Raw genomic sequence first — 26,745 nt, 5'->3', positions numbered from 1 at the left:
ATCACGTATTGCAGCGGAGTAATCCCTTCGGATTGTCAAATCAAGCGCGCTTGAATTTGTAAATAAGTATTTTTTATTTTCAAAGGGCATTTTTCAGATCAGTTAGTAATCCTCTCGAGGTCAACAATAAACATAAAAAACCAGAGTTAAAGTTGAGTGTGTTCAATATTAGTTCTGGTTTTTTGTTGTCTTTTATTTTCCAGTTTAGTATTGTTTTAATTCATCTGTTTAGCTTCTTTTAGGTTTGTCGTATAAACAGTTGGTATTTTATATATTTGGTAAACATTGTAATTTTTAACTATAAGATGTTTAACAGAGAAACTTTAGTAAACCAGGTAAAATCTAATTCAAATTGGGACGTCATTATTATTGGTGGTGGCGCAACAGGATTGGGTGTTGCTTTGGACGCCGCAACAAGAGGTTATAAGACCTTATTGTTGGAACAGGTTGATTTTGCAAAAGGAACCTCTAGCCGAAGCACAAAACTAGTACATGGCGGTGTTAGATATTTAGCACAAGGACATGTGGATTTAGTACGTGAGGCTTTATATGAAAGAGGTTTGATGTTAAAAAACGCTTCTCACTTAGTAAGCAAGCAGTCCTTTATTATACCTAATTATAGATGGTTTGATTCCGCTTTTTATACGCTTGGATTAAAAGTGTACGATCTATTATCAGGTAAGTTAAGTTTTGGAAAATCTACAAGGATTAATAAGTCAGAAACGGTATCCCGGTTATCAACCTTAAAAAACGATAAATTAAAAGGAGGTGTCGTGTATTACGATGGGCAATTTGATGATGCTAGATTAGCTGTTAATATCGCACAAAGTTGTATTGAAAACGGAGCAACTGTTTTAAATCATTTTAAGGTAAATACGTTACTCAAAAATACGGATGGTAAGATTAATGGTGTTGTTGCAAAAGATACAGAGTCGGGATTAGAATATAAGCTAAATGCAGCAGTTGTCATTAATGCCACAGGTGTGTTCTCTGATGCAGTATTAAAAATGGATAATATAAGCGCTAAAACGTCTATACGACCTAGTCAAGGGATTCATTTAGTTTTTGATAAATCTTATTTACCAGGTAATGATGCTATCATGATTCCTAAAACAGAGGATGGTCGGGTGCTATTTTTGGTGCCTTGGCATAATAAAGTTGTAGTTGGTACTACAGATACTTTATTAGATAGCCATAGTTTAGAACCCAAACCATTAGAGCAAGAAATTGACTTTATTCTTCAAACAGCAAATAAATATTTAAATAAAAAGGCAACTAGAAAAGATGTGCTTAGCATTTTTGCAGGATTAAGACCATTGGCTGCTCCAAAGGATAATTCTGAAAAAACAAAAGAAATTTCACGAAGCCATAAAATTATCGTGTCATCTTCTGGATTGATTACAATTACTGGAGGAAAATGGACGACCTATAGGAGAATGGCGCAGGATACTATTAATAAAGTAATCGCACTTAAAAAGTTGCCAAAATTAAAATGTAAAACAAAAGACTTGCTAATACATGGTGCAAATGGGATAGTGGATAGATCCAATCATTTATATATTTATGGAACAGATCAAACACTTATTGCAGATTTAATTACAGAAAATCCAGACTTATCAGTACGCTTACATCCACGTTTACAATTTACAAAGGCGGAAGTTGTTTTGGCTGTAAGAAATGAAATGGCTAGAACTATTGATGATGTGCTTGCTAGACGGGTTCGTGTTTTGTTTTTAGATGCTAAAGCAGCTATAGAAATTGCACCATTGGTTGGAGAGCTTATTAGAGAAGAATTAAATAAAACAGCAGCATGGAAAGCTGAACAAATTTCTGACTTTGTGAAGATGGCAGAACAATACGTTTTAAAATAAGATTTACTTCATATGCTTCAACACGTTTCTACAGAATTACAAGAAAACCCCTTGATCGATAAATACGTGATTGGTGGTTTTGCTATTATATTATCTATTGTAGTTGTGGTTGGAGCGCTTGTTTGGTTTTTCAATTTAATAGAAAGTATCTATGTAGATTATATTAGAGGTAAACCTTTATTTAGACATTTTTACTTTCGTATAAGAGATTTAAGCCCTAAACAGAAACATATTCTTGACACCGAATTTAGTTTTTATAAGTCGTTAAAATCTAAAGAGCAACGTTATTTTAGACATCGAGTTCATAAATTTTTAAGTACTACGGAATTTATTGGTAAGGAAGATTTAGTTATTACAGAGCAACAACGTGTTTTAATTTCTGCTACAGCAATAATGTTAACCTTTGGATATCGTGATTATGCCATCAAATTAGTAGATAAGATATTAGTTTATCCCTCTAGCTTTTACTCTAACCTGGATAAAGCGTATCATAAAGGACACTTTAATCCGGGTTTTAAAGCGGTAATATTCTCGTGGGAAGATTTTTTAATCGGTTATAAAATAGAAGACGATAATATAAACTTAGGGATTCATGAGTTTATTCACGCCATACATTTAAGTGCTTTAAAAACGGGGTATAAAAATAGTGTGTCGTCTTATTTGTTTCTGAGCGGATTACAAGAGGTAACGGATTTTATTAATGCAGACAGTAACTATAAAAACAAAATTAAACAATCTGAATATTTTAGAGATTACGCCTTTACAAATGACTTCGAATTTATTGCAGTCTTGATCGAAAATTTTATCGAAACTCCAAAAGCATTTAAATCCCAATTTCCAGAAATCTATAATAAAGTAAAGCGCATGCTTAATTTTAATTTCTCAGGATATTAATTCTATTTCTACTGACTTTTATCATGTTTATTTAGCGCTATTAATCATAACTTTAGGGTATTAATAAAAGCTATCACCATGAAAAAAAGAACACCAATATCAGAGATTATGACAAGTAATGTCATTGCTTTAAATAAGACTGATGATCTAGAACAAGCAGAAAAATTATTTAAAGCCCATAACATAAGACATATTCCTGTGGTTAGTGGAGATCAAATAATTGGTATGTTAAGTTACACAGACTTACTTAGAATTAGTTTTGCAGATGCTGCGGACGATTATGCTGTGGATGTAGAAAGTGTGGTCTATAACATGTTTACAATAGAGCAGGTAATGGCAAAAAACCTGGTAAGTGTATCTAGTAGCACCACAATTAAAGAAGTTGCTCAATTATTAGCAAAAAAAGAATTTCACGCATTGCCTGTTGTAGATAATAACGTTTTGGTTGGTATTGTTACTACAACAGATTTAATTAATTACTTAATCAATCAGTTTTAGGGATAATATATTAATTAAGTAATTAAAAAAAGGCTCCATATTTTGGAGCCTTTTTATATTTTAACTGTTAGCTAATGCTTTAAGGTTTTTTATAGTTTCGGTTTGATTGTCACTTTTAAAAACATGACTACCAGCTACAAAAACATCAGCACCTGCTTCTACAAGTTTTTTAATGTTTTTATCAGTAACACCACCATCAATTTCAATTTTAGTGTCAAGACCTTGCTCATCAATCATTTTGCGCAATTTTTTAACGCGTTGATAAGTGATTTCTTCAAATTTTTGACCACCAAATCCAGGATTGATAGACATTAGTAGCACCATATAACATTCTGGTAAAATATCCTCTAAAACGGATATAGGTGTTGTTAAGTTAAGAACAATACCAGCTTTACAACCAGCATCTTTAATTTGTCTTAAAGTACGGTGTAAATGGACTGTAGACTCATGATGTACAGTAATTATATCTGCACCAACCTTTGCAAACTCCTCAATGTAGCGCTCTGGCTTTTCAATCATTAAATGGACGTCTAAAGGCTTTTTAGCATGTTTTTTTATGGCAGCAATTACCGGCATTCCGTAAGATATGTTTGGTACAAAGTGACCATCCATAACATCAATATGAAACCAGTCGGCATCACTATTATTTACCATTTCTGTGTCGCGTTGCAGGTTACCAAAATCGGCAGCGAGCATTGACGGAGCAATTAATTTTGAAGACATTTTTTTAGTTTTGTGTTGTTTTTACAAAGCTAAGGTTTTTTATTAGTGGTCACTTAATAGGCCTTCAATTATTTCTAAAAACAATGGACTGTTTTCATGTTTTTGCTGGTTTAAATTGGCAACAAACTGTTGTAAGCTATAAAGTGTGTCAACATCCTTAATAACAGAATAACCTATGTCAAACGTTTTAAAACTTAATTGTGGGATAGACGTGTTTAAAAACTCAGTAATATTGGAGTGTCTACGGTCTTTTTTTATGTCCTCGTAAACAGTGTCTATAATTATTGGGTTACCTTCTAATACCTGAAAAAACACATCGTTTCTTTTAACTAAAAACCCAGTAATATTATGACTGTCGTTTTTTAATTGTGTTTGATTAAATAAAGCTTCAAACTCCAAGAGTTGTAGTGTCTTATTGACATCGCTTTTGTAACAAATGGTTTTTAACATACCCATAAATAATAATAAAAAAATAAAAGTATAAAGATTTAGTGTCTAAAATGAGTGAACCCGAAGTAATCAGCTTCGGGTTCTTCATCAATCAAAAAACGAACAGTTATGAATAACTGTTTGTTATCGTAACTCAGGTTTTATCCTAAGTAAGTTTTTAATATTTTACTTCTAGACGTGTGTTTTAATCTACGTATAGCTTTTTCTTTAATTTGTCTAACACGTTCTCTAGTTAGGTCAAACGTTTCTCCAATTTCTTCTAAAGTCATTGGGTGTTGGTTACCTAAACCAAAGTATAATCTAATAACATCAGCTTCACGAGGCGTTAGTGTTTCTAAAGCACGTTCAATTTCAGTACGTAAAGATTCGTGTAATAATTCACGATCTGGATTTGGTGACTCACCAGAATTTAATACATCATATAAGTTAGAATCTTCACCTTCAACTAATGGTGCATCCATACTTACGTGACGACCAGAATTTTTCATAGACTCCTTAACATCGTTAATAGTCATGTCTAATTCCTTAGCAATTTCTTCTGGACTTGGTGGACGCTCATGCGCTTGTTCCAAGAAAGCAAAAGTCTTGTTTATTTTATTAATAGATCCAATCTTATTTAATGGCAAACGTACAATTCTAGATTGCTCTGCTAACGCTTGTAAAATAGACTGTCTAATCCACCAAACAGCATAAGATATAAATTTAAAACCACGTGTTTCATCAAAACGTTGTCCGGCTTTAATTAATCCTAAGTTACCTTCATTAATTAAATCAGGAAGTGTTAATCCTTGATTTTGGTATTGCTTAGCTACAGATACAACAAAACGTAAGTTAGCCTTAGTCAGTTTTTCAAGAGCTACTTGATCTCCAGCCTTGATACGTTGTGCTAATTCTACCTCTTCATCTGCGGTAATTAAGTCAACTTTCCCAATCTCTTGTAGATACTTATCTAAGGATGCGGTTTCACGGTTAGTAACCTGTTTGGTAATTTTTAGTTGTCTCATCTAAATAAGGGTAATTATTATTTGTGAATAATTTGCTATCAGTAGTTATACGTACAGAAGTTACAATTTGTTACAAAAAAAAGCAATTATTTTTTAGCGTTACCCTTTTAAGCCAAAAAAATGGTTTAAAAGCGTCAGGCTGTCCGTTATATCTTTTTTATTTGCACTTTACCTATGTTGTTCATGCTTCACAAAATAGATCAGGCAAAATAAAAAAGGATGCCACTTCCATCCTTAACGCGCTTACTGTTGTGGCTTACTCAAAATCTAATACCTGTGTCGCTTCTATTAATTGTTTTAAGGCATCGATTTTAGAAAATAGTTTATTAAAAAAATGATTGCGTTCTTTCTCTCCTGTTGTATTTAGTAATTTACTGTTCTGTAATTGCTTTTTCAAAAAGTGCTCTGCCTCTTGACACGTGTGTTTATCTTCCGTTTTGTAATAGGACAACAATGTAAATGGCACATATAGCATTTGGTTATTTGGTGTGCTAACCAAAACATTGTTATTCATTAAATGTAATTCATTATAATATAAAGAAAAAGTATGATCTTCAGAAATTAACTTGGTAAAAATTGACGTAATTAATTGTTTTAGTAAATCACACAATAGTAATGCAGTTTTAGATTTGACCTGCCCAGCCTCAAAGTAAAAGTGTATTTGTTTTAGAGTACTGTTAATAGTCGTAATATCCCAAACTTCTTGCGTGTTTAAATTACTATATAAACTGCCTAGTTGTTTTCCCGCTTCAATTAAAGATGGGCTAGGCGCAAAATTATCAAAACTTTTATTAGCCAGTTTAGGGTCTAATAACTTTAGCCACACATAATATTTAAACTGACTTAAAGGGTCGCCGTTTAAATTGTAAAATAAAGGAATGTCTTTAGCCGAGTATAATAGGGTGCTATTCTTTTGCTTTAATAAAGGTAATAGTGATTGGTAAGAGGCTTCAAAATAACGTTGCAATTCGGTTTCGTTTTCAATATGCTTTGTTTTTTCAATAGTAACAAACTCCGTAGATGTGGTTTCAAATAAACGATCTAAAGATAGATTGTAATATTTAGCTAAGGCAATGCTTTCGTCTAAAGACAGTTTGCTTTTTAAACTTACACGCCTATGTGCAGCATCATAACTTATATCTAATGCTGTAGCGACTGCATCAATAGTTGAGGTGTTTTCTGGTAATTCATTTTTTAAGTGCTGTAAAAAAGTAGTTTGAAACATAAGGTAAATTACTAAATTTTGCGATAATCACAAAATTTACTTTTGCGTTTCGTGATAAGCTCCATTTCAAATGCGTTTATAGCAATAGATTTGACTTGAATTTAAAAAACAACACTCATGAAAAATTTATTGTTAACCATAGTATTACTAATAAGTGTTCAAATTAGTAAAGCACAAAACGATACACTTTATGTGACCAATAGTAATCAATATCACGATTATTATAAAGCGTATTTTAAAACCGTGACGTTTAAAATAGGAGGAGGTGTGTTATTGCCCCAAGGTAAATTACAAGATTATTTTGGTCCATCACCTGTGTTGGAATTAAGTTTAGATTTTCCGGTAACCAAAACAAAATCTTTAGAGTTAGCGTTACAATTTGTAATTCCAGATCAAAAACAATCTTTTTTATTTGTCAGAACCACGGATACTATACAAGCAAAAGCCTCTTTTATGTTTAATCCGATGCTTAGATTTAAGAAAAATCTAAGTCAAAATGTAAATTCGCAATTACATCTTAGTTTAGGTGTTGGAGCTTCAGTAATTAAAACAGATGCTAGAAATCCTTTTTATACTGGAGACAATCAAGATAGCGAAAAATATGAAGTCGTGACTGCTTTTTTAATGGCTCCAGCTTTAGATTTTGTCAAAAAATTTAGAAGTAATGAGGAGCTAACCTTTAGTTTGGGTTTAAATTATTCGCCTTATAAAATAGAAGGCGCTCTTCAGGAAAATATTGGAGCAATTAGTTTAATCCCTCGGATACGATATAGTTTTTAATCAAATTGAAAATTTACATCAATTAGAATTCTTTCTTTTAATTTATTGATTTTTTGATGCATTTTATTAAAAAACAAGGTGCGGTCTTTTTCTCCAGAATGTACTAATAACTTAGAGTTGGTCATTTGTCTATTAAAAAAATCATCCATAATGTTACAGGTGTCTTGATGCTCTATTTTTAAATACTCTAGCACAGTATACGGAACAAAAAATGTTTTTCTATGTTTGGTTTTTACCATGATAATATTACTCATTGTTAATAAATCACTTTTATATAAATGGTAAGACGCATTGTTTTTTGAATTAATGATGCTCTGTTGTATGGTTTGTTCTTCAATATGATTAATAATTTCTTCTAAATCATCACATATTTTTAAAGCCAATGTTTTGGATAATAATTGAGATTCGTAGAAGTATATTATTTGCTGTATGGTCCCGTTAATTGTATTGTCATTCCAGAATTCGGTTATGTTTATAAAGTTATAAGTTTCGCCAAGTTGTATGGCTTTTTCTATTAAAGATTTTGGTATGGTATCAATAAATTGATCAAAAGAAATTTTGCTTTTAGTCATTTCTTTATTGGTTAATTTTAACCAAACGTAAATTTTATAACGTGTTATAAAGGAGTCTTTTAAGGTGTAAAATAAGGGGATATCTTTTGCAGAGTATAAAATTGAAGCACTCTTTAATTTAGTTAACGGAGTTAGGTTTTCAATGGATTTTGAAAAATAAGACTCTAAGTGTGCTTCATTAGATATAATTGGTGATTTTTCAACTAAAACAGTGTTTTGACTACCAACCTGGTAAAGGTTGTTAAGTGATATTTTGTAATGTTTAGCCAATATAACAGCTTCTTCTAGGCTTAGGCTTGTTTTGTTGTTAATACGTCTATAAGCTGCGTCATACCCAATGTCTAAAACGGACGCTATCTCATCAACAAAAGAGTTGTTGTTGGCACTTTTCTTTTTTAGGTAGGTAAAAAAATGTTCTTGCATATTTTACAAATTATAACTTGAATTTAGTTAAAACTTGTGATATACAATAGTTTATGTTCTGATTTTTAGCATTATTTAATACATCTTGTTAATTATTGCAAGTAATTTAGAGGTGTAACCAATAAAATTTTTAATTATGAAAACAATTAAATTAGTATGTATCAGTTTAACGATGTTAATCATGTTACAGAGTTGCCGAGTGTATCATTCTCAGACAGTATCTTTAGAGGAAGCTTCTAAATCACAAAAAAGGGTGAAGGTTAAAACAAATGATAACAAGACCTTGAAGTTTAATAAGGTTGTTTTTGAGGATGGTCAGTTTTATGGTTTAAAAGGAAAAGGAGATAACGTTAGTAAGACTGTTTTAGATATGGACGATTTAAAGCAGGTAAGATTACACAATAAAAGTCTGTCTACTATTTTAGGTGTAGCTGTCCCGATTATAACAGTTGTGGGTATATTGGTTTTAGCAATTACCAATTGGAATGGCCCACAAATTGGTGATATCCAACCTTCTAATTAATATAAAAAAGCCCATCAAAATACGATGGGCTTTTTAGACTAACTAATTTAAAACTTGTATTCTAATCCTCCAAGAATGGATAGCGTGTAGGTTTTTGAGTCTAACCTGTTTTCTAAAGGTTTAAAGTGGTACTTAAACATAGGTTCCAAAACAAAATGTAATTTTTTAAGTAATAAAGTATCAAAACCTAAACCTAAATTAAGAGACATGTTTGTGTTTTCTATAGATTCTATTTGAAGATTATTTTCTATACCATCCGTATATATGGAGGCCTTATCAAGCATTAAATAACTGACGCCTGCAATGATTGATGTATTAGCTTTTCCTTTTAATATTCTTTGTTTGATTTCCAAAGGAATTTCATAATAACTGATTTTTTCTGTAAAATTATATGTGTCTTCGTTTGATGTAAAGTTTAAATCTAACTTAGCGACTCCAATCCTTAGAGAAATATCTTCTGTGGCTAAATAGCTTAGTTTTATTCCATAATTAGTGGACGTATTATCTTTTGTAGCATGATTTAAACTGCCAAAATAGTCTAGAGAGGCATAAGGCATTACGCTCCATTTTTTTATTATTTTTTGATTAATACTATCTGTCTTAACTGCATTTTTTTGTTTTAATACTTGTTTCTTAGAGATACTATCGGCTTGTTTTTTTAATGCTAAGAGGTCTTTTTTAACAGTGCTTGTTATCAAACTATCTGCAGGAATTATTTTTTGTTTTTTTGTTGTATTACTTAAAGTTGTAGTCTTAAGTTTAGTTGTGTTATTTGTTTTATTTAAGATGGTATAACCGCTAGTGTTAGTTGGTTTAGAAGGGTTGTTCTTAAACTTGCTATTGCTATTTGTTTGGTACTTGTTAGTAGATGTGTTATTATTTAGTGGTTTATTTTGCTTAACAGTAATGCTACCTATAGCATTACTATCTAAACTAGTGGTGTTGTTATTTGACTTGCTAAAGTTTGTTTTTGTACTTATTGTTGTTGTGTTTTTAACCTTATTTATTGAAGTATTAGATATCGCATCCGTATTTATCGTTGCTTCTTTTTTGTCTGTCTTTATTTTAAATATTAATAACAGTATTAAGGATAGGCCAATAGTTGGAAGTAAGAAAAACAGAAAGCGTCTTTTCTTTTTCTTTTTTAAATCAGCTTCGATTTTAGCCCAAACCATAACGTCTGGAGCCTTATTTAGGTCTTTCAGTCGGTGCTTAATTCCTTCACCTATGTCTTTGTTAACTTCCATAGTATAATTTAGGTTTGTTATTATTTAGTGTAGTAATTTTTTCCTTTAAAATAGCTTTTGCTCTGTGTAAATTAGATTTAGATGTGTTTACAGAAATATTTAATAGGTCAGCTATTTCTTTATGCGAATAGTCATCAAGTTGGTATAGGTTAAACACTAAACGATATTGGTCTGGTAACTCTTGGATACAGTTTAAAATACTATCTAGTTTTATGTCTAAATCGTCTTCAGTAACTGTTGTGTCCTCTAGTATGTCATTTTTAATTTCAATATTAAAGGGTCTTTCTTTTTTATATTTATTAATAGCTTGATTGATGGTAATGCGTTTCATCCATCCTTCGAAAGACCCTTTACCTTTATATTTTTTTATGCTATTAAAAATTTCTATAAAGGAATCATGCAGGTTGTCTTGTGCTTCGTCACTGTTTTTGGAATATTTAAGGCACAGTATGTACAAGGTGTCTTTATATTTTTGATATAAATCGCCTTGTGCCTTTAGGTTATTTTTTCGGCAAGCTTTTATAAGTTGTTCTAGCTCCAAATACTGTGGTTTAAATAAACAGTTGATTAATTGATTAACAAGGTTGTGCTATGATTAATATACTAATAGTATAATAGGTGTCATCCGTTAGGTTTTCAACACGAATATATACATTTTGAAATTGTGATGTATTTAGGTAAACTTGGTCCGATAGTATTGGATTTGTGTTGTTTTCTGCATCTTCTTCTGTTTCAAAATAAATAAGGTTTGTTGTTGCGCTGTCTATTTGAAGTATGTTTGTAATACAAAACGCATAGTTATCAAAGATGAATTCAGCAACGCCAGGAGTAGCTTCTAATTCACACTCTTCAAACGCGAAATTTGTACATTGAGCATAATCATCATCACAGTATTGATGTATGACAAATGATTTTTCTTCATGTGTTAATTTTAGGGAATTGCTATCAAGGTAGTCTACTTTCCAATCATAGTTAAAATAATCTCCAATAATACCACTGTTGTTTAGACTGATATTTATATGCATTTCTCCTTCAATAAATAATGTAGACCAAGATCCAAAAAGTAATTGATCATCATGTGTAAAAGCTGTAGATCCATTGTCTTCATTAAATACGGCACCTAGATAGGTGTTGTCCATATCTCTAGTGTAACCCACTTTCCATACACAATTGTTTATTAAAAACAGACAGGCTTCAGCTTCAATTGCCTCTACCTCTTCAATACAAGATTCTATGTTTTCTTTTAACTCTTGATTGTTATTAATGGTAAATGTGGTGCCATCTTCTAGTTGTGTAGTTATTGGGTAACTAATACTTATAGAATAGTCGTCTTCTAAGTTATTTAAGTAGGTTAAGAATAAGGCGTCGTTTTGTATTAATGTAGTGGTTAATAATTGTAGGTCAGCATCAAATGCATACATGGTTATAGGATAGTTAAATTCTACACAGGTTACAGGTAACTCTTCTTCTGGATCATCTGTCATTCTAGCTAAGTTGTTGTATAACTCAGAGTGTACCGCAATTACTTCTTCTGCATTAATATTTAGTCCTCCAATAGGTTCGTTTTCGCAGGACAAGAAAGAAAGTAATAGTATAAATACCGATAATAGTTTAATAGCGTTTTTCATATGTTTTATTTTATGATTAATAATAGATGTATTCAGTAGTTAAAGAGGTTCCGAATTCAGCACTTTCTTGAGTTCGACTAATAGGATAATTAGAGTCGTTGTAAGTATAAATTAAATCAACATGATCAATAATGTTATTCCCGTTGTATTCAAAACTTAAGGCATTATTATTAGTGCCTGCGTTTATAATATCGTCTAAACTGTGGGCTTGATTTAAGATGTTTTTTGAAGCAATATTTTTGAATAACCCATTTTTATCATCGTAAGTGTAGGTTATTGAGTAGTTATTAGTGGTTAAGGTTGTTCTATTACCATTGTCATCAATTATATAATTATTCTCTCCAATGTTTTGATCTTGTATGGTATAATCTCCGACGTATATGTTATCAGTAACAGAGTTGCTTGTATTGTAAATTAGATCGTGCTTTTGAGCAGTCATATTAGATTCCTCAAAAGTTATATAACTAATAAATTCGTCGTTGTTATTATAGTAAAATAGTACATAGCTTGTTAAATTGTCATTTTCATCGTATCTGTTAGCTCGAATAGGAAGGTTGTTATTATTGTAAGTGTATGTAAAGACGCTAATAAGTTCTTCTTCGCTATTATAAAGGTGTTCTCTTGTTAGTTTGTTTTCTGTATAGAAGTATTCTACAATCCTATATAAATTATTATTAGGGAATCGTGTAGTTGCTTTTTGTAACAATATCGGATTTTCAATAGGCAGTGTTTCATCTATATCATTATTATTACAAGAAAATAGTACTAATAGTGTTGAAAATAGGAATAAAATTTTAATAGCGTTTTTCATTATTAATGGTTTAGAGGTTTACCTATAGTCTCTATATTTAAAAAAGGTTGCGTGGAATAAAGATTTATTTTAATGTTTGGATATCTTTTTTTTGAAATACTTCTCTTATATTGAGCATCCTAAAATAATTTTCAACCAATTTTCAACCAATTTTAATTAAAATGTTTAATATGAAATCCCATTTTTTAGTACCATTATTATTATTTACAACATTGTCTTTGTCTCAAAGCACTAATTTAGATAGAGAAAAAGTTAATGTCTCTTATGTTAGTTTGCCTTCTAATCCTATTTTGGAAAAGGAAAACCGAACGTATTCTTCAAATGTCTCTGGCCTGACTATATCAGGATATAAAAGAGAATCTGAAGGAGGAACCTTAGATATTGATTTTGCCTATCACGGTACCCAGGTGGAAGATGTAAACGTAAATAAAGAAAAACATGAAAAAAAGGATAAAGAAGGAAATGTAACCTCTACTACTTATACCTACAATGTAACCGCCAATTATACATCTACAGGAACAATGATGGTTAATAATATTATATCCGGAGCTGCTAAAACTAAGAATTATTCTGAAAAAGAGGTTTTTGAAAGTAAAGATTATACAACTTACAAACAGGCAAGTGATTATTACAATAATAATAAGAATAACCTGAGAAGTAAATATAATAGTGCGCATAAAAGCACTATTATAAGTAATGCTAGAGGTTATTTGAATGCGACTTTTGGGTTTGTTCCTTTCATTAATAAGTACGATTTTTTCTGGATTCTAGGTTCTAAAAAGCATCCTGAATTTGCTAAACATCATGAAAATTTTGACAAACTGAAAGAGATTATTGATAATATGGAGTATGATCAACCTATTGGTGAATTGGAAAAAGAGTTAGAACCTATTATTCTTTATTTTGAAAATGTGGTAGATAACTACCAAGGGAAGAAAAAGAAAATGAGAAAAGTAAGGTATGCAAGTTATTTTAATCTTGCTAAAATATATTATTATTTAGATCAGCCAGATAAATGCGCAGCATATGGGCAAAAAATAATTGATAATGATTATGACAAATCTGATGGTAAATATTTTATAAGAATATCAAAAAATTTAAAGCAAAAATTTGAAGCTAATAAAATTGAAACTAGACATTTTGAAATTGATTATTTAGAAGATTAGTTTTGTTCTAATTAGATTTTTTAAATTTAAAACGGATTAATTATAAGGTGTTGTTGATTTTTATAATCAAATAAAACGCCTGCAATTAATCCGTTTTTTTATATATAAAACATTTATTTTTCATTAACTAAATCACGCGTTAACCAACCGCTTCTGCTAGCTGTGGCTATGGCGTAAGGTGTAATCCAGAATAATCCAAAGGTATATAAGATGCTATACGAGTATGCCCAAAAACCTTGGTAAGTTTTATGTTGATTAGTAAAAAACAATAATGAAAAAGTAGATAGTATTAAAATGCTTACCAAAGTAGAACCAATAAATAAGAGCGGATGTACTAAGACAAAAAACAACATAAATAAAACCATAGGATAGCTCATTACTAATTTAGAAAACTGGCTAAAAAATAATAATCGTGTACCTGTTTTATTTCCTTCTCTAAAATCTGTAAATACATATTTAGCCATTTCTAAACTCTCTCTAACATTGCTTCGTCCCCAACGGATAAACATTTTATATAACCCTAAATATTCTTCAGGGACATTAGTATAAGCTACTGCATTACTTTGAAATAGCACATGTTCACCTTGTTTTAGTATCATGTTTGTTAAGGCGCGATCCTCTCCAATGTCTGAAGGTTGTCCCATAAATTTTTGATTGATCCATTCCGGCAAACAGTTAAATACCGCCTGACGTCTGTATGCTGCTAATGCTCCCGGAGTGCATAATACTGAGTTTAAATTACTCTCTGCAGATCTTACAAACTCAAAACTCATTACAAAACTTACATCCAACATTTTTGGAAGCATTTCATTTTTATTATTTAATACTCTAATATTACCTGCTACAGCACCACATTTGTCATCTTTTATAAAAGGACTTACTAAATTTCTTAAAGTATCCGGCGTAACAATTGAGTCGCTATCTACAGTAACAAAGATATCTCCTGTTCCAAGATTAAACCCGCGATATAATGCTTGACGCTTGCCTTGATTTTTAGGTTGTTTAAAAATTTCTAAACGATTTCCTAGTTTTTGTTTAGCATCTAGTATCCATGTCCAGGTGTCGTCTAAACTTCCATCGTCTATAGCTAGTAATTGTAATTTGTGTTCTGGATAATCACTTTTTGCTAAACTCATTAGTGTATCCCAAACTTGTTTTCCTTCGTTGTAAGCAGGTACTATAACCGTTACGGTTGGTAACTCTTTATCTGTAACAGACGTAATTGGTTTGTACTTAAAGTAGTTGTATCCAGTGAATATAAAAAACAGAATTTTGTATGCAAATAGGCTAGTGGCTGCTATTATAAAAGTAAACCCTAATGTTGTGTTTAGTTGCGTGTTGTTAAAAGCTTCGAAGTCGTTATGAAATACATAGAAAAAATAGACGCCTAAAGCTATAAATAAGAAGGTGCTTAATAAGACTAATCTATTTTGTGGGCTTCCTGTAATTCCTTTACTATGAAAGAAGCCATTAATGCGATTGCTTAATCTTGGGTTTAGGGATTTGTTTTTGGTAAGGTTGGTAATTTTAGTAGCCATAAATTTTAGGGATTTTATAAATTAAAAACTACTAGAGTTACGCTATATACAAAGGTTTGGATGTTTTGTTTGTCACTTTTAAGAAAATTTTATAATTTGAAAGTCATGTGTAAATAAAAATGATTAGTTAAAATAACTGCATAAAAAAAGCCCAACATAACTGTTGGGCTTTCTTATTATATAAAGTTTAAAAAGAATTAATCTTTTTTCTCTTCTCTTGGTTTTCTGTCATCACGACCTCTGTTGTCACGAGAACCTCTATTATCACGTCCACCAGAACGTTTGTCATCTCTTGGTGGTCTTGCTACATAACCTTCTGGTTTAGGCAAGATTGCTTTTCTAGATACTTTTTCTTTACGAGTTCTTGGATCAAGTCCGAAATACTTCACATCAAAAACATCACCCATATTTACAACGTCAGAAACATTTTCTGTACGTTCCCATGCTAATTCACTTACGTGTAATAACACTTCGTTTCCTGGTGCATCTAAATACTCAACAACAGCTCCAAAATCTAACATTTTGATCACTTTTACTTCGTATACGCTTCCAACGGTAGGTTTGAATAAAATAGCATCAATTTTTGCCATAACAGCATCAATACCTTTTTTACCAACTCCTAATATTTCTACGATACCTTCTTCAGTTACTGGATCTTCGTTAATAACGATAGTTGTCTCAGTCTCTTTTTGCATCTCTTGGATTACTTTTCCTCCAGGTCCAATTAAAGCACCAATAAATTCGTTTGGTACACGTCTTGTAACCATTGTCGGAGCATGCTCCTTAACATCAGCGTTAGGCGCTTGGATAGTATCAGTTAATTTTCCTAAGATGTGGATACGACCATCACGAGCTTGTGCTAATGCTGATTCTAATACATCGTAAGACAATCCTTTTACTTTAATATCCATTTGACAAGCAGTAATACCTTTAGAAGTACCAGTTACTTTAAAATCCATATCTCCTAAGTGATCTTCATCTCCTAAAATATCAGATAATACAGCAAATTTACCAGTCTCTGCATCAGAAATTAATCCCATTGCAATACCTGATACAGGTCTTATCATTTGTACACCAGCGTCCATTAATGCCATAGTACCAGCACAAACAGTTGCCATAGAAGACGATCCGTTAGATTCTAATACTTCAGATACAACTCTTACTGTGTAAGGGCAATCTGCAGGAATCATTCCTTTTAAACCACGTTGTGCTAAGTTACCGTGACCAACTTCTCTTCTTGAAGTTCCTCTTAACGGTCTAGCTTCACCTGTACAAAAAGGAGGGAAGTTATAATGTAAATAGAAATTCTCCTCACCTTCGTAAGATGGCATATCTATTTTGTTTGCGTCTCTTGATGTTCCTAAAGTAACTGTAGCTAATGCTTGAGTTTCTCCACGAGAGAAAATTGACGATCCGTGTGTAGATGGTAAGTAATCTACCTCACACCAGATTGGTCTAATCTCGTCAGTCTTACGACCATCTAAACGTAAACCTTCATCTAAAGTTAAGTTTCTAATAGCAGATTTTTCTGCTTTTCTGTAATATTTTGAAACTAAATCTCCGAAATCTGCTAATTCTTCTTCAGAAAAAGTAGCTTTAATACCGTCTTTAATTTCAGCAAATGCAGCTGTTCTTTCATGTTTAGCAGATCCAGCTTTTGCTATAGCATATACTTTATCGTATGCCATATCGTAAACTTTCTTCTCTAAAGCTTCATCTTCTCTTTCTCCTTCGTACTCACGTGTTTCTTTTTTACCAAAAGCTTCTGCTAATTTTACTTGAGCAGCACATTGTACTTTAATAGCTTCATGGGCAAATTTAATTGCATCTGCCATTTCTTCTTCAGAAATTTCATCCATTTCACCTTCAACCATCATTACAGAATCAGCTGAAGCTCCAATCATCATATCGATATCAGATTCTGCTAATTGTGCTCTTGTTGGGTTGATTACAAATTCTCCGTTGATACGTCCAACTCTTGCTTCAGAGATAGGGCATTCAAACGGGAAATCTGATAACTGGATAGCTGCAGATGCTGCTAAACCAGCCATTGCGTCTGGCATAACGTTTTCGTCATGAGACATTAATTGGATCATTACCTGTACTTCAGAGTGGTAATCCTTTGGGAATAATGGACGTAAAACACGATCCACTAAACGCATAGTTAATACCTCACCATCACTAGGTCTTGCTTCTCTTTTGAAGAAACCACCTGGGTAACGACCTGCTGCTGCAAACTTTTCACGGTAATCTACCGTTAATGGTAAAAAGTCTACTGGAGATTGTTTGTAGTTTGAAACAACCGTACATAACATCATACATTTTCCTGACTGTACAACAACGCTACCGTGCGCTTGTTTAGCCAGTTTTCCTGTTTCGATAGAGATTTCTCTTCCATCACCAAGGTCAATGACCTCTTTAAATACTTTTGGAATCATAAATTTTTTAATTCTAATTAAACAATGGTCGTTGTGTTGTGGTAGTGTAGTAGTAGTTGTAATGACCAATGAAAAACCGATAGACCTAAAGTTTATTTAGACCTAGCTTCTTATTAATTAACTCGTTGTAATCGAGTTGTTTTATATCAAAAAACCACGCTAAAAAGCGTGGTCTTTGTATTGAGATTATTTTCTTAATCCTAATTCTTTTACTATTGCACGATATCTTAAGACATCTTTCTTAATTAAGTAATCAAGTAAGCTTCTTCTTTTACCTACTAACATTACTAAAGAACGCTCTGTGTTATAATCTTTACGATTTTGTTTTAAGTGCTCAGTTAAGTGTGAAATTCTAGCTGTGAATAATGCTATTTGACCTTCTGCAGATCCAGTATTCTTAGCGTCTTTACCGTGTTTTGCAAAAATCTCTGCTTTTGCTTCTTTTGTGATGTACATTCTAATATTATTGTAAATGATTGTTATGTATACGAAAGTTTATCTTTCGAGGTGCAAATATAGTTATTTTTATTAAATAACAAACAATCCGCTTACTATATAAAAGGTGTAAATTAGTGAAAATTGTAAACTCTATTTTTTAAAATGAAAAATTGTATTAATCTTATAGTCATATTACTACTAGTAACTAGCTGTGGTACTAGTAAAACCAAAGTAACTAAAAACTTTTCAAGTAAGCAAGTAGGTATGATAATGAATGGTAAGGCTTTAGAGCCGATGCGTGTGTTTAAAATAAATAATACACAAGACTCTATTTTATTGCGTTCTAAAAGTGCTTATGTTAAACCGGATGTTAACGATCTTGTTTTGAAACAATTTACAGACCGCCTTTTTGCTACAGTTAGAGATAGCATGTCTATGGGTGTTGGTATTGCTGCACCACAAGTTGGGATACTTAAAAACATTATTTGGGTACAACGTTTTGATAAAGACGAGGCGCCTTTTGAGGTTTATTTAAACCCTATAATTACTAACTATTCTGATATTAAGCAGACACGACGTGAGGGCTGCTTGTCTATACCAGATCGAGTTGAGGTTTTAAATTCTAGGTCTAAATCAATTACTATTGAGTATGATACTATGGAAGCCAAGCATGTTGTAGAAACAATTACAGATTTTACTGCTGTAATTTTCCAGCATGAGATAGACCATTTATATGGTATCCTTTTTCTGGATCATTTAGATAAGGAGATTAGAGATGCTAATTGACATAAAAAAAACCTTACTGAAAAGTAAGGTTTTTTTTGTTTTATGCTCTTAGAGGCTGATTTGTAATCAGGTCTATATATAAATTGACTTTGTTTTTTAGTTCTTTACGATGTGTAATAAAATCTAAGAAACCATGTTCTAACAAAAATTCTGAGGTTTGAAAACCTTCTGGTAATTCTTGTCCTGTAGTGTCACGCACTACACGTGGTCCTGCAAATCCTATTAATGCACCTGGCTCTGCAATTGTAATATCACCTAACATTGCAAAAGAAGCTGTTGTACCACCTGTTGTTGGATCTGTACATAATGAGATGTAAGGGATTCCAGCATCAGCTAATTGTCCTAGTCTTGCAGATGTTTTAGCTAATTGCATTAAAGATAATGCAGCTTCCATCATACGTGCGCCTCCTGATTTAGAAATAATCATTAAAGGCAATTTCTTTTTTAAAGAATATTCTGCAGCACGTGCAATTTTTTCTCCTACAACACTACCCATTGATCCACCAATAAAGGCAAAGTCCATACAAGCGATTACCAAATCTTTTCCTTTAGATTTTCCTACTGCACAACGTACAGCATCTTTAAGGTTTGTTTTCTCTTCAGCAGCTTTTAAACGGTCTGGATATTTTTTAGTATCCTCAAATTTTAAAGGGTCTTTAGAGGTTAGATTTTCGTCTAGCTCTTTAAATTTATTGTCGTCAAATAGGATTCCAAAGTATTCTTTACTTCCAATTCTTACGTGGTAACCATCTTCTGGGCTTACGTAAAAGTTTTTTTCAAGCTCTTTAGAGTCTACTATTTTACCAGTTGGAGATTTATACCACAACCCTTTTGGGATGTCTTTTTTCTCTGCGGTTTCAGTTGTTATTCCTTTTTCTTTTCTTTTAAACCAAGCCATATTGATTTACTATTTTGGGATTAAGATTTTTAGATGTTTTCTAAAAGTCTATGCTTTTGTTAGTTTTAGTTTGCTTTACACAAGCGTACAAAATTACTGTTTTTATTAATCAAACTCAAAAATAGTAGTCGCTATCTGTTTGTTGTTACTTTTGAGGTATAAAAAAATCCCGTTTAAGTGCTGTGGTTAATCAGTTTAAACGGAATTTTATTTTATGTAATTATGTTGGCACGCGTTAGGGATTGTAGTGGCATCCTTTTTTGTCTTTTTTCAAAAAAGATATAACGGAAAGCCCGACCCTTGGGTAACGCCAAAATAAAATTATAGTGTATTGACGTTATTTAAATCTTCGAATGCTTTTTTAAGACGCTCTACAAATGTAATTTCTCCTTCTCTTAACCATTTTCTTGGGTCGTAGTATTTTTTGTTTGGAGATTCTGGACCATCTGGGCTACCTATTTGAGACTGTAAATAGTCTGTTTTGTCTGCCATATAATCTCTAACTCCAGTCATAAATGCATATTGCATGTCTGTGTCAATGTTCATTTTTATAACACCGTAACCTATTGCTTCTCTGATTTCTTCTAGAGTAGATCCTGATCCACCATGGAAAACAAAGTCGATATGGTTATGTGGTAAGTTGTATTTTTTAGATAAAAACTCTTGAGAATTTTTTAATATTTTTGGCGTAAGTTTTACGTTTCCTGGCTTATATACACCGTGTACGTTTCCAAAAGCTGCTGCAATTGTAAATTGGTCGCTTACTTTGCTTAACTCTTCATATGCATACGCTACTTCTTCTGGTTGTGTGTATAATTTAGACTCGTCTACATCACTATTATCTACACCATCTTCTTCACCTCCTGTAATACCTAATTCTATTTCTAAAGTCATACCCATTTTGCTCATTCTAGCAAGGTATGTTTTACAGATTTCTATGTTTTCTTCAAGTGGTTCTTCACTTAAATCAATCATGTGCGAGCTGTATAATGGTTTTCCTGTTTCTTTAAAATGTTGCTCACTAGCATCCAATAATCCGTCTATCCAAGGTAATAATTTTTTTGCACAATGGTCCGTATGTAATATTACTGGCACGCCATAAGCTTCTGCCATTAAATGCACGTGTTTGGCACCAGCTATACTTCCTGCAATTGCAGCTTTTTGACCGTCGTTACTTAATCCTTTTCCTGCGTTAAATACACCACCTCCATTTGAAAACTGTATAATAACAGGAGCGTTTAAAGCTGCTGCTGTTTCTAAAACACCGTTTATGGTATTAGAACCAACTACGTTTACTGCTGGTAATGCAAAACCTTTTTCTTTTGCTAATTTGAAAATTTCTTGTACTTCTTTTCCAGTAGCAACTCCTGGTTTGATATTGTGAGCCATTTTGTTTTTTTTTAGTTGAATTTGAATAGTACCAAAAGTAACAAAAAATGATATATTTTATTCATTTTTAGTCAAAAAAGCACGCAAACGTTGTCGGTAATTGGTCTGTTTTTATTAGAAAGGATAGTTGATTCCGATGTTGTAAACAGCGTTACCAAAGTTGTAGTCATTAAACCATCGGCTACCTGTTGGGTAGGATGGGTCGTATGTTTTAAAACCAATATCACCACGCAGTACAAAAAAGCTAAAGTCGTAACGGATACCAAAACCAGAACCGACTGCGATATCTTTTAAAGATTTAAAACCAGAAAATGTAGCATCTTCTTGGTTAATATCATCAAGGACATTCCAGATATTTCCAGCATCAATAAATATAGCGCCATTAAAAGCACCAAATAAATTGAAGCGTTGCTCTGCGCTTAATGCTATTTTTAGATTGGCTTCATTAAACTCGTCAGTTGTAGTTAAACTTCCTGGTCCAAGACTATAGGCAGTCCAAGCTCTGTTATCATTTGCTCCTCCAGCAAAGAAACTTTTAGAGAAGGGGATGTTAGTGGAGTTTCCATAAGGTATTGCAATACCAAAAAAGGTGCGTATGGCTAATACGTTTTTGTAGCCTAAGCTCCAGTGTTTAATATAATCTAATTCTGTTTTTATGTATTGTGAGAATGCGACATTAAACATCTCGTACTTACCATTGGCGTTTTTTTCTAGTCCTAATATTTTTGATGTTGCAGAAAATAGGTTTCCTGCTAATTCTACACGGGTCCTGAATATAGAGAAGTCTTCGTCTGTTAAGTCGTCTCTATTGTTTTTAACGTAACTAAAATTGGTTGCGAATATAAGGTTGTCTTCCGTTAGTCTTTGTTTTCTTTCGCTAATGGCATTAGCTGTATCTAAATCGTCCTGAGATAAGACGCTGTTATAAGTACCATTATCAATAAGGTTTAGAAAACTATCTGCACCAGCAGGTATGCTTAAACTCTCTGATGAGGTTATAAAACCACTAGTTTGGGCAATTGTATTTAAGGAGTTGTATGAGTTTTCATAAACATTAAAATAATTGGCAATATTTAAGTTTTTTACAAATTGAATATTAAATAAATCTAATTTATTGGTTACCTTTTTATTTGGATACCAACGGTAATTAAACGATCCTGTAAAGGTCTGTTTATCTAGCCCTATATTGGTTTGACTAGAGGCTGCAACTGTTAAGCTGGTTCTAGGAAACATGAATTTAGGGATTATTTTTTCTGTGTTAAAAGGTGAAAATAACCTTGGTATAGTTAGTTTTAAGTTTGCTCCGATCTCGTTAATATCAAAAAACTTGTCAGTGGAGCTGTTGGAGTCTTTTGAAGCTCCTATAGATGCAAAACCCGATATTTCTAATGTTTCAGCAGCATTAAATATATTTCTAATTAATAGGCTTGGGTTTGCTGAAAACCCGATGGTTTGAATATTACTTTGTAAGGCTTCTGCACTAAACTCTAATTCAAACTTTTTTAATGGTGTTAAGTAGATGTTTGCTGTTAGTGTAGTGTCTTGATTTTCTACGTATGATATGTTAGGGTATTTAAAGGTGCGTAAATCACTAATTTTTCTAGATGTTAAAGGTCTGTTTTTATCCCTAAATACCGTGTTTGGTGTTATAAAAACAGCGTTGGTTAATGCTTTTGGTTTGTAATTAAGCTTTCCAATACTATAGATGTTATAACCGTCAAAAACAGTAGTATCGTTTATGGTTGCGTTTCTGTCTTTAAAAGAGTTGTTGGTGTAAATATTAACATCTTTTACCTTGTATATTTTAAACTTTTCTGTTCTCGTAATTTCGTCTTCTCTAATAATACGGTCTTCAATAATGGTTTCAATATTCATTTTATTATTACCAAAATTATTGTCTGCTTCAAACTTGACATAATCTTTACTAAAATGATACACACCATTATCACGCATTAACTCCACAATTCTATCTTCTTCGTTATAAACTTTAGATAAACGGTATTGTTCTCCTGTTTTTATTAAGCTTTTGTTTTTGTGTTGGTTGTAAATTTTTTCTACTTCCGGAGATCCTATTTTGGAGTAAATAGTGTCTAATGTATAAGCTTCTCCTGTATCTATAATATAATCTATTGTAGCTTTTTTATCATCCCCTTTATTGACTTTAAATTCTGCTTTAGCATCAAACCAACCATTAACTTTATAATAGTTTTGGATGCGTGTAATTGATTTACTAGTTAATGACGTGTCAATAATTACTGGCGCTTCACCACTACGTTTGATCCATTTATTAAAATTAGATTTAGACTCTATTCTTTTATCTAATTGTTTTCTAGATAAAAAGCGTGATTTACGTGCCATTTTCTCGGGATTGCTATAGTATTTTTCATTTAATATAGAATCCATATTGGGACGTGCTGTATTGTAAAAATATAGCTTAAGCGGAATGTTTGTGTAGGGGATAGGTAGCCTGCTGTTTGGTTTTTGATACAGCAAGTTGGATATTGTATCGTTAGTTACTTTTTTGTCGTTTATAGTTAACGTGTTTTTTGTTAAAAGGTGTTGGTTTTCTGCAACGCGTTTTACTGAGTCACACCCACTAAGTAGCATTGTAAAAGCTAATAAACCGACTATTTTAAACTGAAAATTTTTCAAAGGAAATGTTTACTAATTCTAACGTTTATTACAATTTTGATGCCTAATATTTACATCACATTCAAAAATACACTATTTATTGTACAAACAAATTTTAAATAAATAGAAACACACAAATGGTAACTGCATTTTTTTTATTTTCTTTATAAAAATTTTCAAAATTGTGATTTCTAAAAATCAAATTAAAAATATGACGCGTTTAAAGCAAAAAAAATATAGACAACAAGACGGTTTGTTTATTGCTGAAGGCAGAAAGGTTATTGAGGAGTTTTTAAATTCTACTTTTAAATTGGTAGATTTATTTACAACCGAAACTTTTGATGTGGATCAAGAGGTTATTATATCTGAAAACGATTTAAAAAAAATAAGTTGTTTAACCACACCTAACAAAGCATTGGCTGTTTTTAAAATACCAGAAGACTTAAGCTTACAATCTGACGGTTTAATTTTAGCATTAGATAGTGTGCGTGATCCCGGTAATTTAGGAACTATTATTAGATTATGCGATTGGTTTGGAGTTGATCAATTGGTGTGTAGTCAAGAAACAGTGGATTGCTATAATCCAAAAGTAGTACAAGCTACAATGGGGTCTTTAACAAGGGTCGCAATACATTATGTGGATCTTGAATCCTATTTACAAAAAGTAGATTTACCCGTGTTTGGAGCCTTTATGGAAGGTAAAGATGTGTATAAATCTAAGATGCCTAAAGCAGGTGTTTTAGTTTTAGGAAATGAGGCCAACGGAATATCCAAAGCTATTGAGGTGTGTGTTACTGATAAGATCAGTATCCCAAGATTTGGAGCGCTTCAAGCAACAGAAAGTTTAAACGTCGCTACTGCAGGAGCAATTTTATTAAGTGAATTTAGAAGAGGATAGTCTTATAATTTGTGATGAAAGCATTAAAAGATGAAACAGGAATTATAAAAATAAGCAGATTAGTAGCTTTATTGTCCTTTTTGTTTGGGTCGCTTATTTTGTTTTTTTTTTACCTGACAGAAAACACTCTTTTTATGTTGCTAGGTATGGTCTTCCTATTTGGGGCTTTTATTTTAAATAGTATTTTTTTGATTGCATTACTCTTAAAATATTCTGAAGGTGACGCACAAAAAGATTTGAGAATTAGTATCTTAATAATATTAGCTAATATTCCAATTGCTTATTGCTATTACCAAATAGCAATGCACATTTTTAGTACTATAATTGACTAAGTGTAAGTTGTCTTTACTGCACTGTAAAGTTAATAAAAACGCCACGTGTTTGCATTTGACTAATGTTACCTGTCCAAGGACTATTAGGGTCTCTGTCTCTAATAAGTTCGTCTTTCATGGCAAATACACCTCTAATTGATGGTGTAAATTTAAAACGATCTAAGTAAAAATCTATACCAAAACCAATTTCAAAAAACTGCATATTTTTTACCATTCTAAAATCTCCAGCAGAATTGTCGTCAGGGTTTTTCTCGTTACTAGATAAGTTAATCGCTGTAGAGACACCTGCCAAAACAAAGGGCTTAAAGTTATTGACACGTTTTGTAGATATTTTTAATAGTAAAGGGAAATAGACATAAGTCGATTTTACCTCACGTAAAAGGTCGGAGTCATTTACTTCGTCGTCAAAATCTGCGAAATAATTTTCTTGATACATTAAATTACGTTGTGCAATTACTAAACCTGGTTCTAGACGTAAATCTAAATACTCATTAATACGTAAGTTACCTAAAAGTCCAACATTAAAACCCGTAGTGCGTTCTGTTTGAATGTCTCCAATATTACTATTGTAATCAAACTTAAAATCTAGATTATTAAATCCTAAGTAATAACCCCAGCTTATTCTAGCTTTGTCTACAGATTCAAGGTTTTTAATTTTTTCTTTAGAAAAAAGTTGTGCTTGAGACGCTGTTGTAAATAATAAAGTAAACAGTAATAGGTAGGTGTATCTTGTATTCATTATTGTTTTGATGCTTTGTAAATTGTAGCTACACCAAATGTTTGAGGCATATCTGTAACATTAATAAACCCAATATTACGTAAAATATTGTTCAACTTTTCTCCGTAAGGAAAAGCATTAGCACTTTCGCTTAAGTATTTGTAAGCTGTTTTGTCCTTAGAAAAAAGTTTTCCAACAGTAGGTAAAATTACTTTAGAATGAAACTGGTAGCCTTGTTTAAAAGGAAACTTAGTAGGTACAGATGTTTCTAAAATAACAAAAACACCACCCGGTTTTAATACGCGTAAAATGTCTTTTAATCCGTTTTCTAAAGTTTCAAAATTGCGGACTCCAAATGCTACTGTTATGGCATCAAAACTATTGTCGTCAAAAGGCATGTTCTCGGAATCACCAATAACCATGTCAATTTTTTGATCTAATTTCTTGGCTTTAATTTTTTGTTTTCCAACCTCTAGCATTCCGCTACTAATGTCTAAGCCTATGATTTTTTCGGCACTAGTTTCTGCTAGGTTAATTGCTAAATCACCGGTTCCGGTTGCAATATCAAGGACATTTTTAGGATTGCTAGCTTTGACTATTTCAACAACTTTTTTTCGCCATTTAATATCAATACCAAATGATATTACACGGTTTAAGCCATCATACTCTCCAGAAATGGTGTCAAACATTTTAGCAACTTGTTCTTTTTTGCCTAAGTCACTATTTTTGTAAGGATTTATTTTCGTCAAAATCAATTTTTTTACAAAGATAATGCATTCAGAATAGTCTATAAAACTTCAAAAGAATAAATAATTGACCCTTAAATATTTAAATTAATTATCTTTGTACTCCCATTATTAAATA

25 protein-coding genes are annotated in these 26,745 nt (G+C 32.0%); 8 read left to right on the top strand and 17 right to left on the bottom strand.

Features of this window, described 5'->3' with window-relative positions:
* The first annotated feature begins 305 nt into the window (after positions 1-305).
* From ACZ2G2_RS03410 to ACZ2G2_RS03400, 3 genes are all read left to right on the top strand, one after another.
* Positions 306-1,871, top strand: a complete 1,566-nt coding sequence (locus ACZ2G2_RS03410; protein WP_470393979.1) for a glycerol-3-phosphate dehydrogenase/oxidase — start codon at positions 306-308, stop codon at positions 1,869-1,871.
* A gap of 12 nt (positions 1,872-1,883) precedes the next feature.
* Complete coding sequence (locus tag ACZ2G2_RS03405) at positions 1,884-2,765, top strand: zinc-dependent peptidase (RefSeq protein WP_470393978.1); 882 nt, start codon at positions 1,884-1,886, stop codon at positions 2,763-2,765.
* 78 nt (positions 2,766-2,843) lie between these two features.
* Positions 2,844-3,263, top strand: coding sequence for a CBS domain-containing protein (locus ACZ2G2_RS03400; RefSeq protein ID WP_101204061.1), 420 nt, complete (start codon positions 2,844-2,846; stop codon positions 3,261-3,263).
* 60 nt (positions 3,264-3,323) lie between these two features.
* Here the strand turns inward: ACZ2G2_RS03400 and rpe are convergent, their stop codons facing one another.
* The 4 genes from rpe to ACZ2G2_RS03380 all read right to left on the bottom strand — a co-directional run bounded on the left by rpe (position 3,324) and on the right by ACZ2G2_RS03380 (position 6,665).
* A complete protein-coding gene (rpe, locus tag ACZ2G2_RS03395; RefSeq protein WP_090837894.1) occupies positions 3,324-3,986 on the bottom strand; it encodes a ribulose-phosphate 3-epimerase in 663 nt (220 codons plus the stop codon).
* 42 nt (positions 3,987-4,028) lie between these two features.
* The gene (locus ACZ2G2_RS03390) at positions 4,029-4,436 is read right to left on the bottom strand and encodes a BLUF domain-containing protein (protein ID WP_157823477.1); all 408 of its coding nucleotides are present in this window, start codon (positions 4,434-4,436) and stop codon (positions 4,029-4,031) included.
* Positions 4,437-4,576: 140 nt separating this feature from the next.
* On the bottom strand, positions 4,577-5,440 hold the full coding sequence (locus ACZ2G2_RS03385; protein ID WP_090837891.1) for a sigma-70 family RNA polymerase sigma factor: 864 nt from the start codon (positions 5,438-5,440) through the stop codon (positions 4,577-4,579).
* A 256-nt stretch (positions 5,441-5,696) separates the two neighbouring features.
* The gene (locus tag ACZ2G2_RS03380; protein ID WP_470393976.1) at positions 5,697-6,665 is read right to left on the bottom strand and encodes a hypothetical protein; all 969 of its coding nucleotides are present in this window, start codon (positions 6,663-6,665) and stop codon (positions 5,697-5,699) included.
* Positions 6,666-6,782: 117 nt separating this feature from the next.
* On the opposite strand from ACZ2G2_RS03380, the gene ACZ2G2_RS03375 reads away from it, so the two are divergent.
* The gene (locus ACZ2G2_RS03375) at positions 6,783-7,445 is read left to right on the top strand and encodes a hypothetical protein (protein WP_090837888.1); all 663 of its coding nucleotides are present in this window, start codon (positions 6,783-6,785) and stop codon (positions 7,443-7,445) included.
* On the opposite strand, the gene ACZ2G2_RS03370 is transcribed toward ACZ2G2_RS03375, so the two are convergent.
* On the bottom strand, positions 7,442-8,440 hold the full coding sequence (locus tag ACZ2G2_RS03370) for a hypothetical protein (RefSeq protein ID WP_090837886.1): 999 nt from the start codon (positions 8,438-8,440) through the stop codon (positions 7,442-7,444). The genes ACZ2G2_RS03375 and ACZ2G2_RS03370 overlap by 4 nt on opposite strands.
* Before the next feature lie 136 nt (positions 8,441-8,576).
* Here ACZ2G2_RS03370 and ACZ2G2_RS03365 point away from each other — a divergent pair, with 136 nt between their 5' ends.
* Positions 8,577-8,963 carry a hypothetical protein gene (locus ACZ2G2_RS03365; protein WP_470393975.1) on the top strand — a complete coding sequence of 129 codons (387 nt, stop codon included), beginning with the start codon at positions 8,577-8,579 and terminating at the stop codon, positions 8,961-8,963.
* A gap of 47 nt (positions 8,964-9,010) precedes the next feature.
* Here the strand turns inward: ACZ2G2_RS03365 and ACZ2G2_RS03360 are convergent, their stop codons facing one another.
* Genes ACZ2G2_RS03360 through ACZ2G2_RS03345 form a run of 4 tightly spaced genes read right to left on the bottom strand, consistent with a single transcriptional unit; the run spans position 9,011 to position 12,649 of the window.
* Positions 9,011-10,210, bottom strand: coding sequence for a hypothetical protein (locus tag ACZ2G2_RS03360; protein ID WP_470393974.1), 1,200 nt, complete (start codon positions 10,208-10,210; stop codon positions 9,011-9,013).
* Positions 10,200-10,751, bottom strand: a complete 552-nt coding sequence (locus ACZ2G2_RS03355; protein WP_282069106.1) for an RNA polymerase sigma factor — start codon at positions 10,749-10,751, stop codon at positions 10,200-10,202. Before ACZ2G2_RS03355 ends, ACZ2G2_RS03360 begins: the two co-directional genes overlap by 11 nt.
* Positions 10,752-10,785: 34 nt before the next feature.
* Positions 10,786-11,838 carry a hypothetical protein gene (locus ACZ2G2_RS03350; protein ID WP_470393973.1) on the bottom strand — a complete coding sequence of 351 codons (1,053 nt, stop codon included), beginning with the start codon at positions 11,836-11,838 and terminating at the stop codon, positions 10,786-10,788.
* 16 nt (positions 11,839-11,854) lie between these two features.
* The gene (locus tag ACZ2G2_RS03345) at positions 11,855-12,649 is read right to left on the bottom strand and encodes a hypothetical protein (protein WP_470393972.1); all 795 of its coding nucleotides are present in this window, start codon (positions 12,647-12,649) and stop codon (positions 11,855-11,857) included.
* Positions 12,650-12,819: 170 nt separating this feature from the next.
* On the opposite strand from ACZ2G2_RS03345, the gene ACZ2G2_RS03340 reads away from it, so the two are divergent.
* Positions 12,820-13,815, top strand: a complete 996-nt coding sequence (locus ACZ2G2_RS03340; RefSeq protein ID WP_470393971.1) for a hypothetical protein — start codon at positions 12,820-12,822, stop codon at positions 13,813-13,815.
* Positions 13,816-13,928: 113 nt separating this feature from the next.
* On the opposite strand, the gene ACZ2G2_RS03335 is transcribed toward ACZ2G2_RS03340, so the two are convergent.
* The 3 genes from ACZ2G2_RS03335 to rpsO all read right to left on the bottom strand — a co-directional run bounded on the left by ACZ2G2_RS03335 (position 13,929) and on the right by rpsO (position 18,247).
* Complete coding sequence (locus tag ACZ2G2_RS03335; RefSeq protein WP_470393970.1) at positions 13,929-15,353, bottom strand: glycosyltransferase family 2 protein; 1,425 nt, start codon at positions 15,351-15,353, stop codon at positions 13,929-13,931.
* Positions 15,354-15,550: 197 nt separating this feature from the next.
* Positions 15,551-17,791, bottom strand: a complete 2,241-nt coding sequence (locus tag ACZ2G2_RS03330) for a polyribonucleotide nucleotidyltransferase (RefSeq protein ID WP_470393969.1) — start codon at positions 17,789-17,791, stop codon at positions 15,551-15,553.
* Between the two features lie 186 nt (positions 17,792-17,977).
* A complete protein-coding gene (rpsO, locus tag ACZ2G2_RS03325) occupies positions 17,978-18,247 on the bottom strand; it encodes a 30S ribosomal protein S15 (protein WP_281846847.1) in 270 nt (89 codons plus the stop codon).
* Between the two features lie 144 nt (positions 18,248-18,391).
* Between rpsO and def the strand changes: the two genes are divergently transcribed.
* Complete coding sequence (gene def / locus ACZ2G2_RS03320; protein WP_470393968.1) at positions 18,392-19,015, top strand: peptide deformylase; 624 nt, start codon at positions 18,392-18,394, stop codon at positions 19,013-19,015.
* A gap of 40 nt (positions 19,016-19,055) precedes the next feature.
* Here def and accD read toward each other — a convergent pair whose 3' ends face one another.
* The 3 genes from accD to tamL all read right to left on the bottom strand — a co-directional run bounded on the left by accD (position 19,056) and on the right by tamL (position 23,954).
* On the bottom strand, positions 19,056-19,913 hold the full coding sequence (accD, locus tag ACZ2G2_RS03315; protein WP_101016852.1) for an acetyl-CoA carboxylase, carboxyltransferase subunit beta: 858 nt from the start codon (positions 19,911-19,913) through the stop codon (positions 19,056-19,058).
* A 321-nt stretch (positions 19,914-20,234) separates the two neighbouring features.
* On the bottom strand, positions 20,235-21,302 hold the full coding sequence (fbaA, locus tag ACZ2G2_RS03310) for a class II fructose-bisphosphate aldolase (RefSeq protein ID WP_090837869.1): 1,068 nt from the start codon (positions 21,300-21,302) through the stop codon (positions 20,235-20,237).
* Between the two features lie 114 nt (positions 21,303-21,416).
* Positions 21,417-23,954 carry a translocation and assembly module lipoprotein TamL gene (gene tamL, locus ACZ2G2_RS03305; protein ID WP_470393967.1) on the bottom strand — a complete coding sequence of 846 codons (2,538 nt, stop codon included), beginning with the start codon at positions 23,952-23,954 and terminating at the stop codon, positions 21,417-21,419.
* A gap of 163 nt (positions 23,955-24,117) precedes the next feature.
* Here tamL and ACZ2G2_RS03300 point away from each other — a divergent pair, with 163 nt between their 5' ends.
* Positions 24,118-24,831 carry a TrmH family RNA methyltransferase gene (locus ACZ2G2_RS03300; protein ID WP_470393966.1) on the top strand — a complete coding sequence of 238 codons (714 nt, stop codon included), beginning with the start codon at positions 24,118-24,120 and terminating at the stop codon, positions 24,829-24,831.
* A 345-nt stretch (positions 24,832-25,176) separates the two neighbouring features.
* On the opposite strand, the gene porT is transcribed toward ACZ2G2_RS03300, so the two are convergent.
* Together porT and ubiE are read right to left on the bottom strand one after the other, a co-directional pair.
* Positions 25,177-25,902 carry a type IX secretion/gliding motility protein PorT/SprT gene (gene porT, locus ACZ2G2_RS03295; RefSeq protein ID WP_470393965.1) on the bottom strand — a complete coding sequence of 242 codons (726 nt, stop codon included), beginning with the start codon at positions 25,900-25,902 and terminating at the stop codon, positions 25,177-25,179.
* Positions 25,902-26,633 (bottom strand): bifunctional demethylmenaquinone methyltransferase/2-methoxy-6-polyprenyl-1,4-benzoquinol methylase UbiE, encoded by a 732-nt coding sequence (gene ubiE / locus ACZ2G2_RS03290; protein WP_281846998.1) that lies wholly within the window; start codon positions 26,631-26,633, stop codon positions 25,902-25,904. The genes porT and ubiE overlap by 1 nt, the downstream gene beginning before the upstream one ends.
* Positions 26,634-26,745 lie beyond the last annotated feature (112 nt).

The organism is Olleya sp. KKT75 (genome assembly GCF_055635485.1).
Note: the sequence above shows the minus strand (reverse complement) of the source record. Positions and strands in the feature narration are given on the sequence as shown.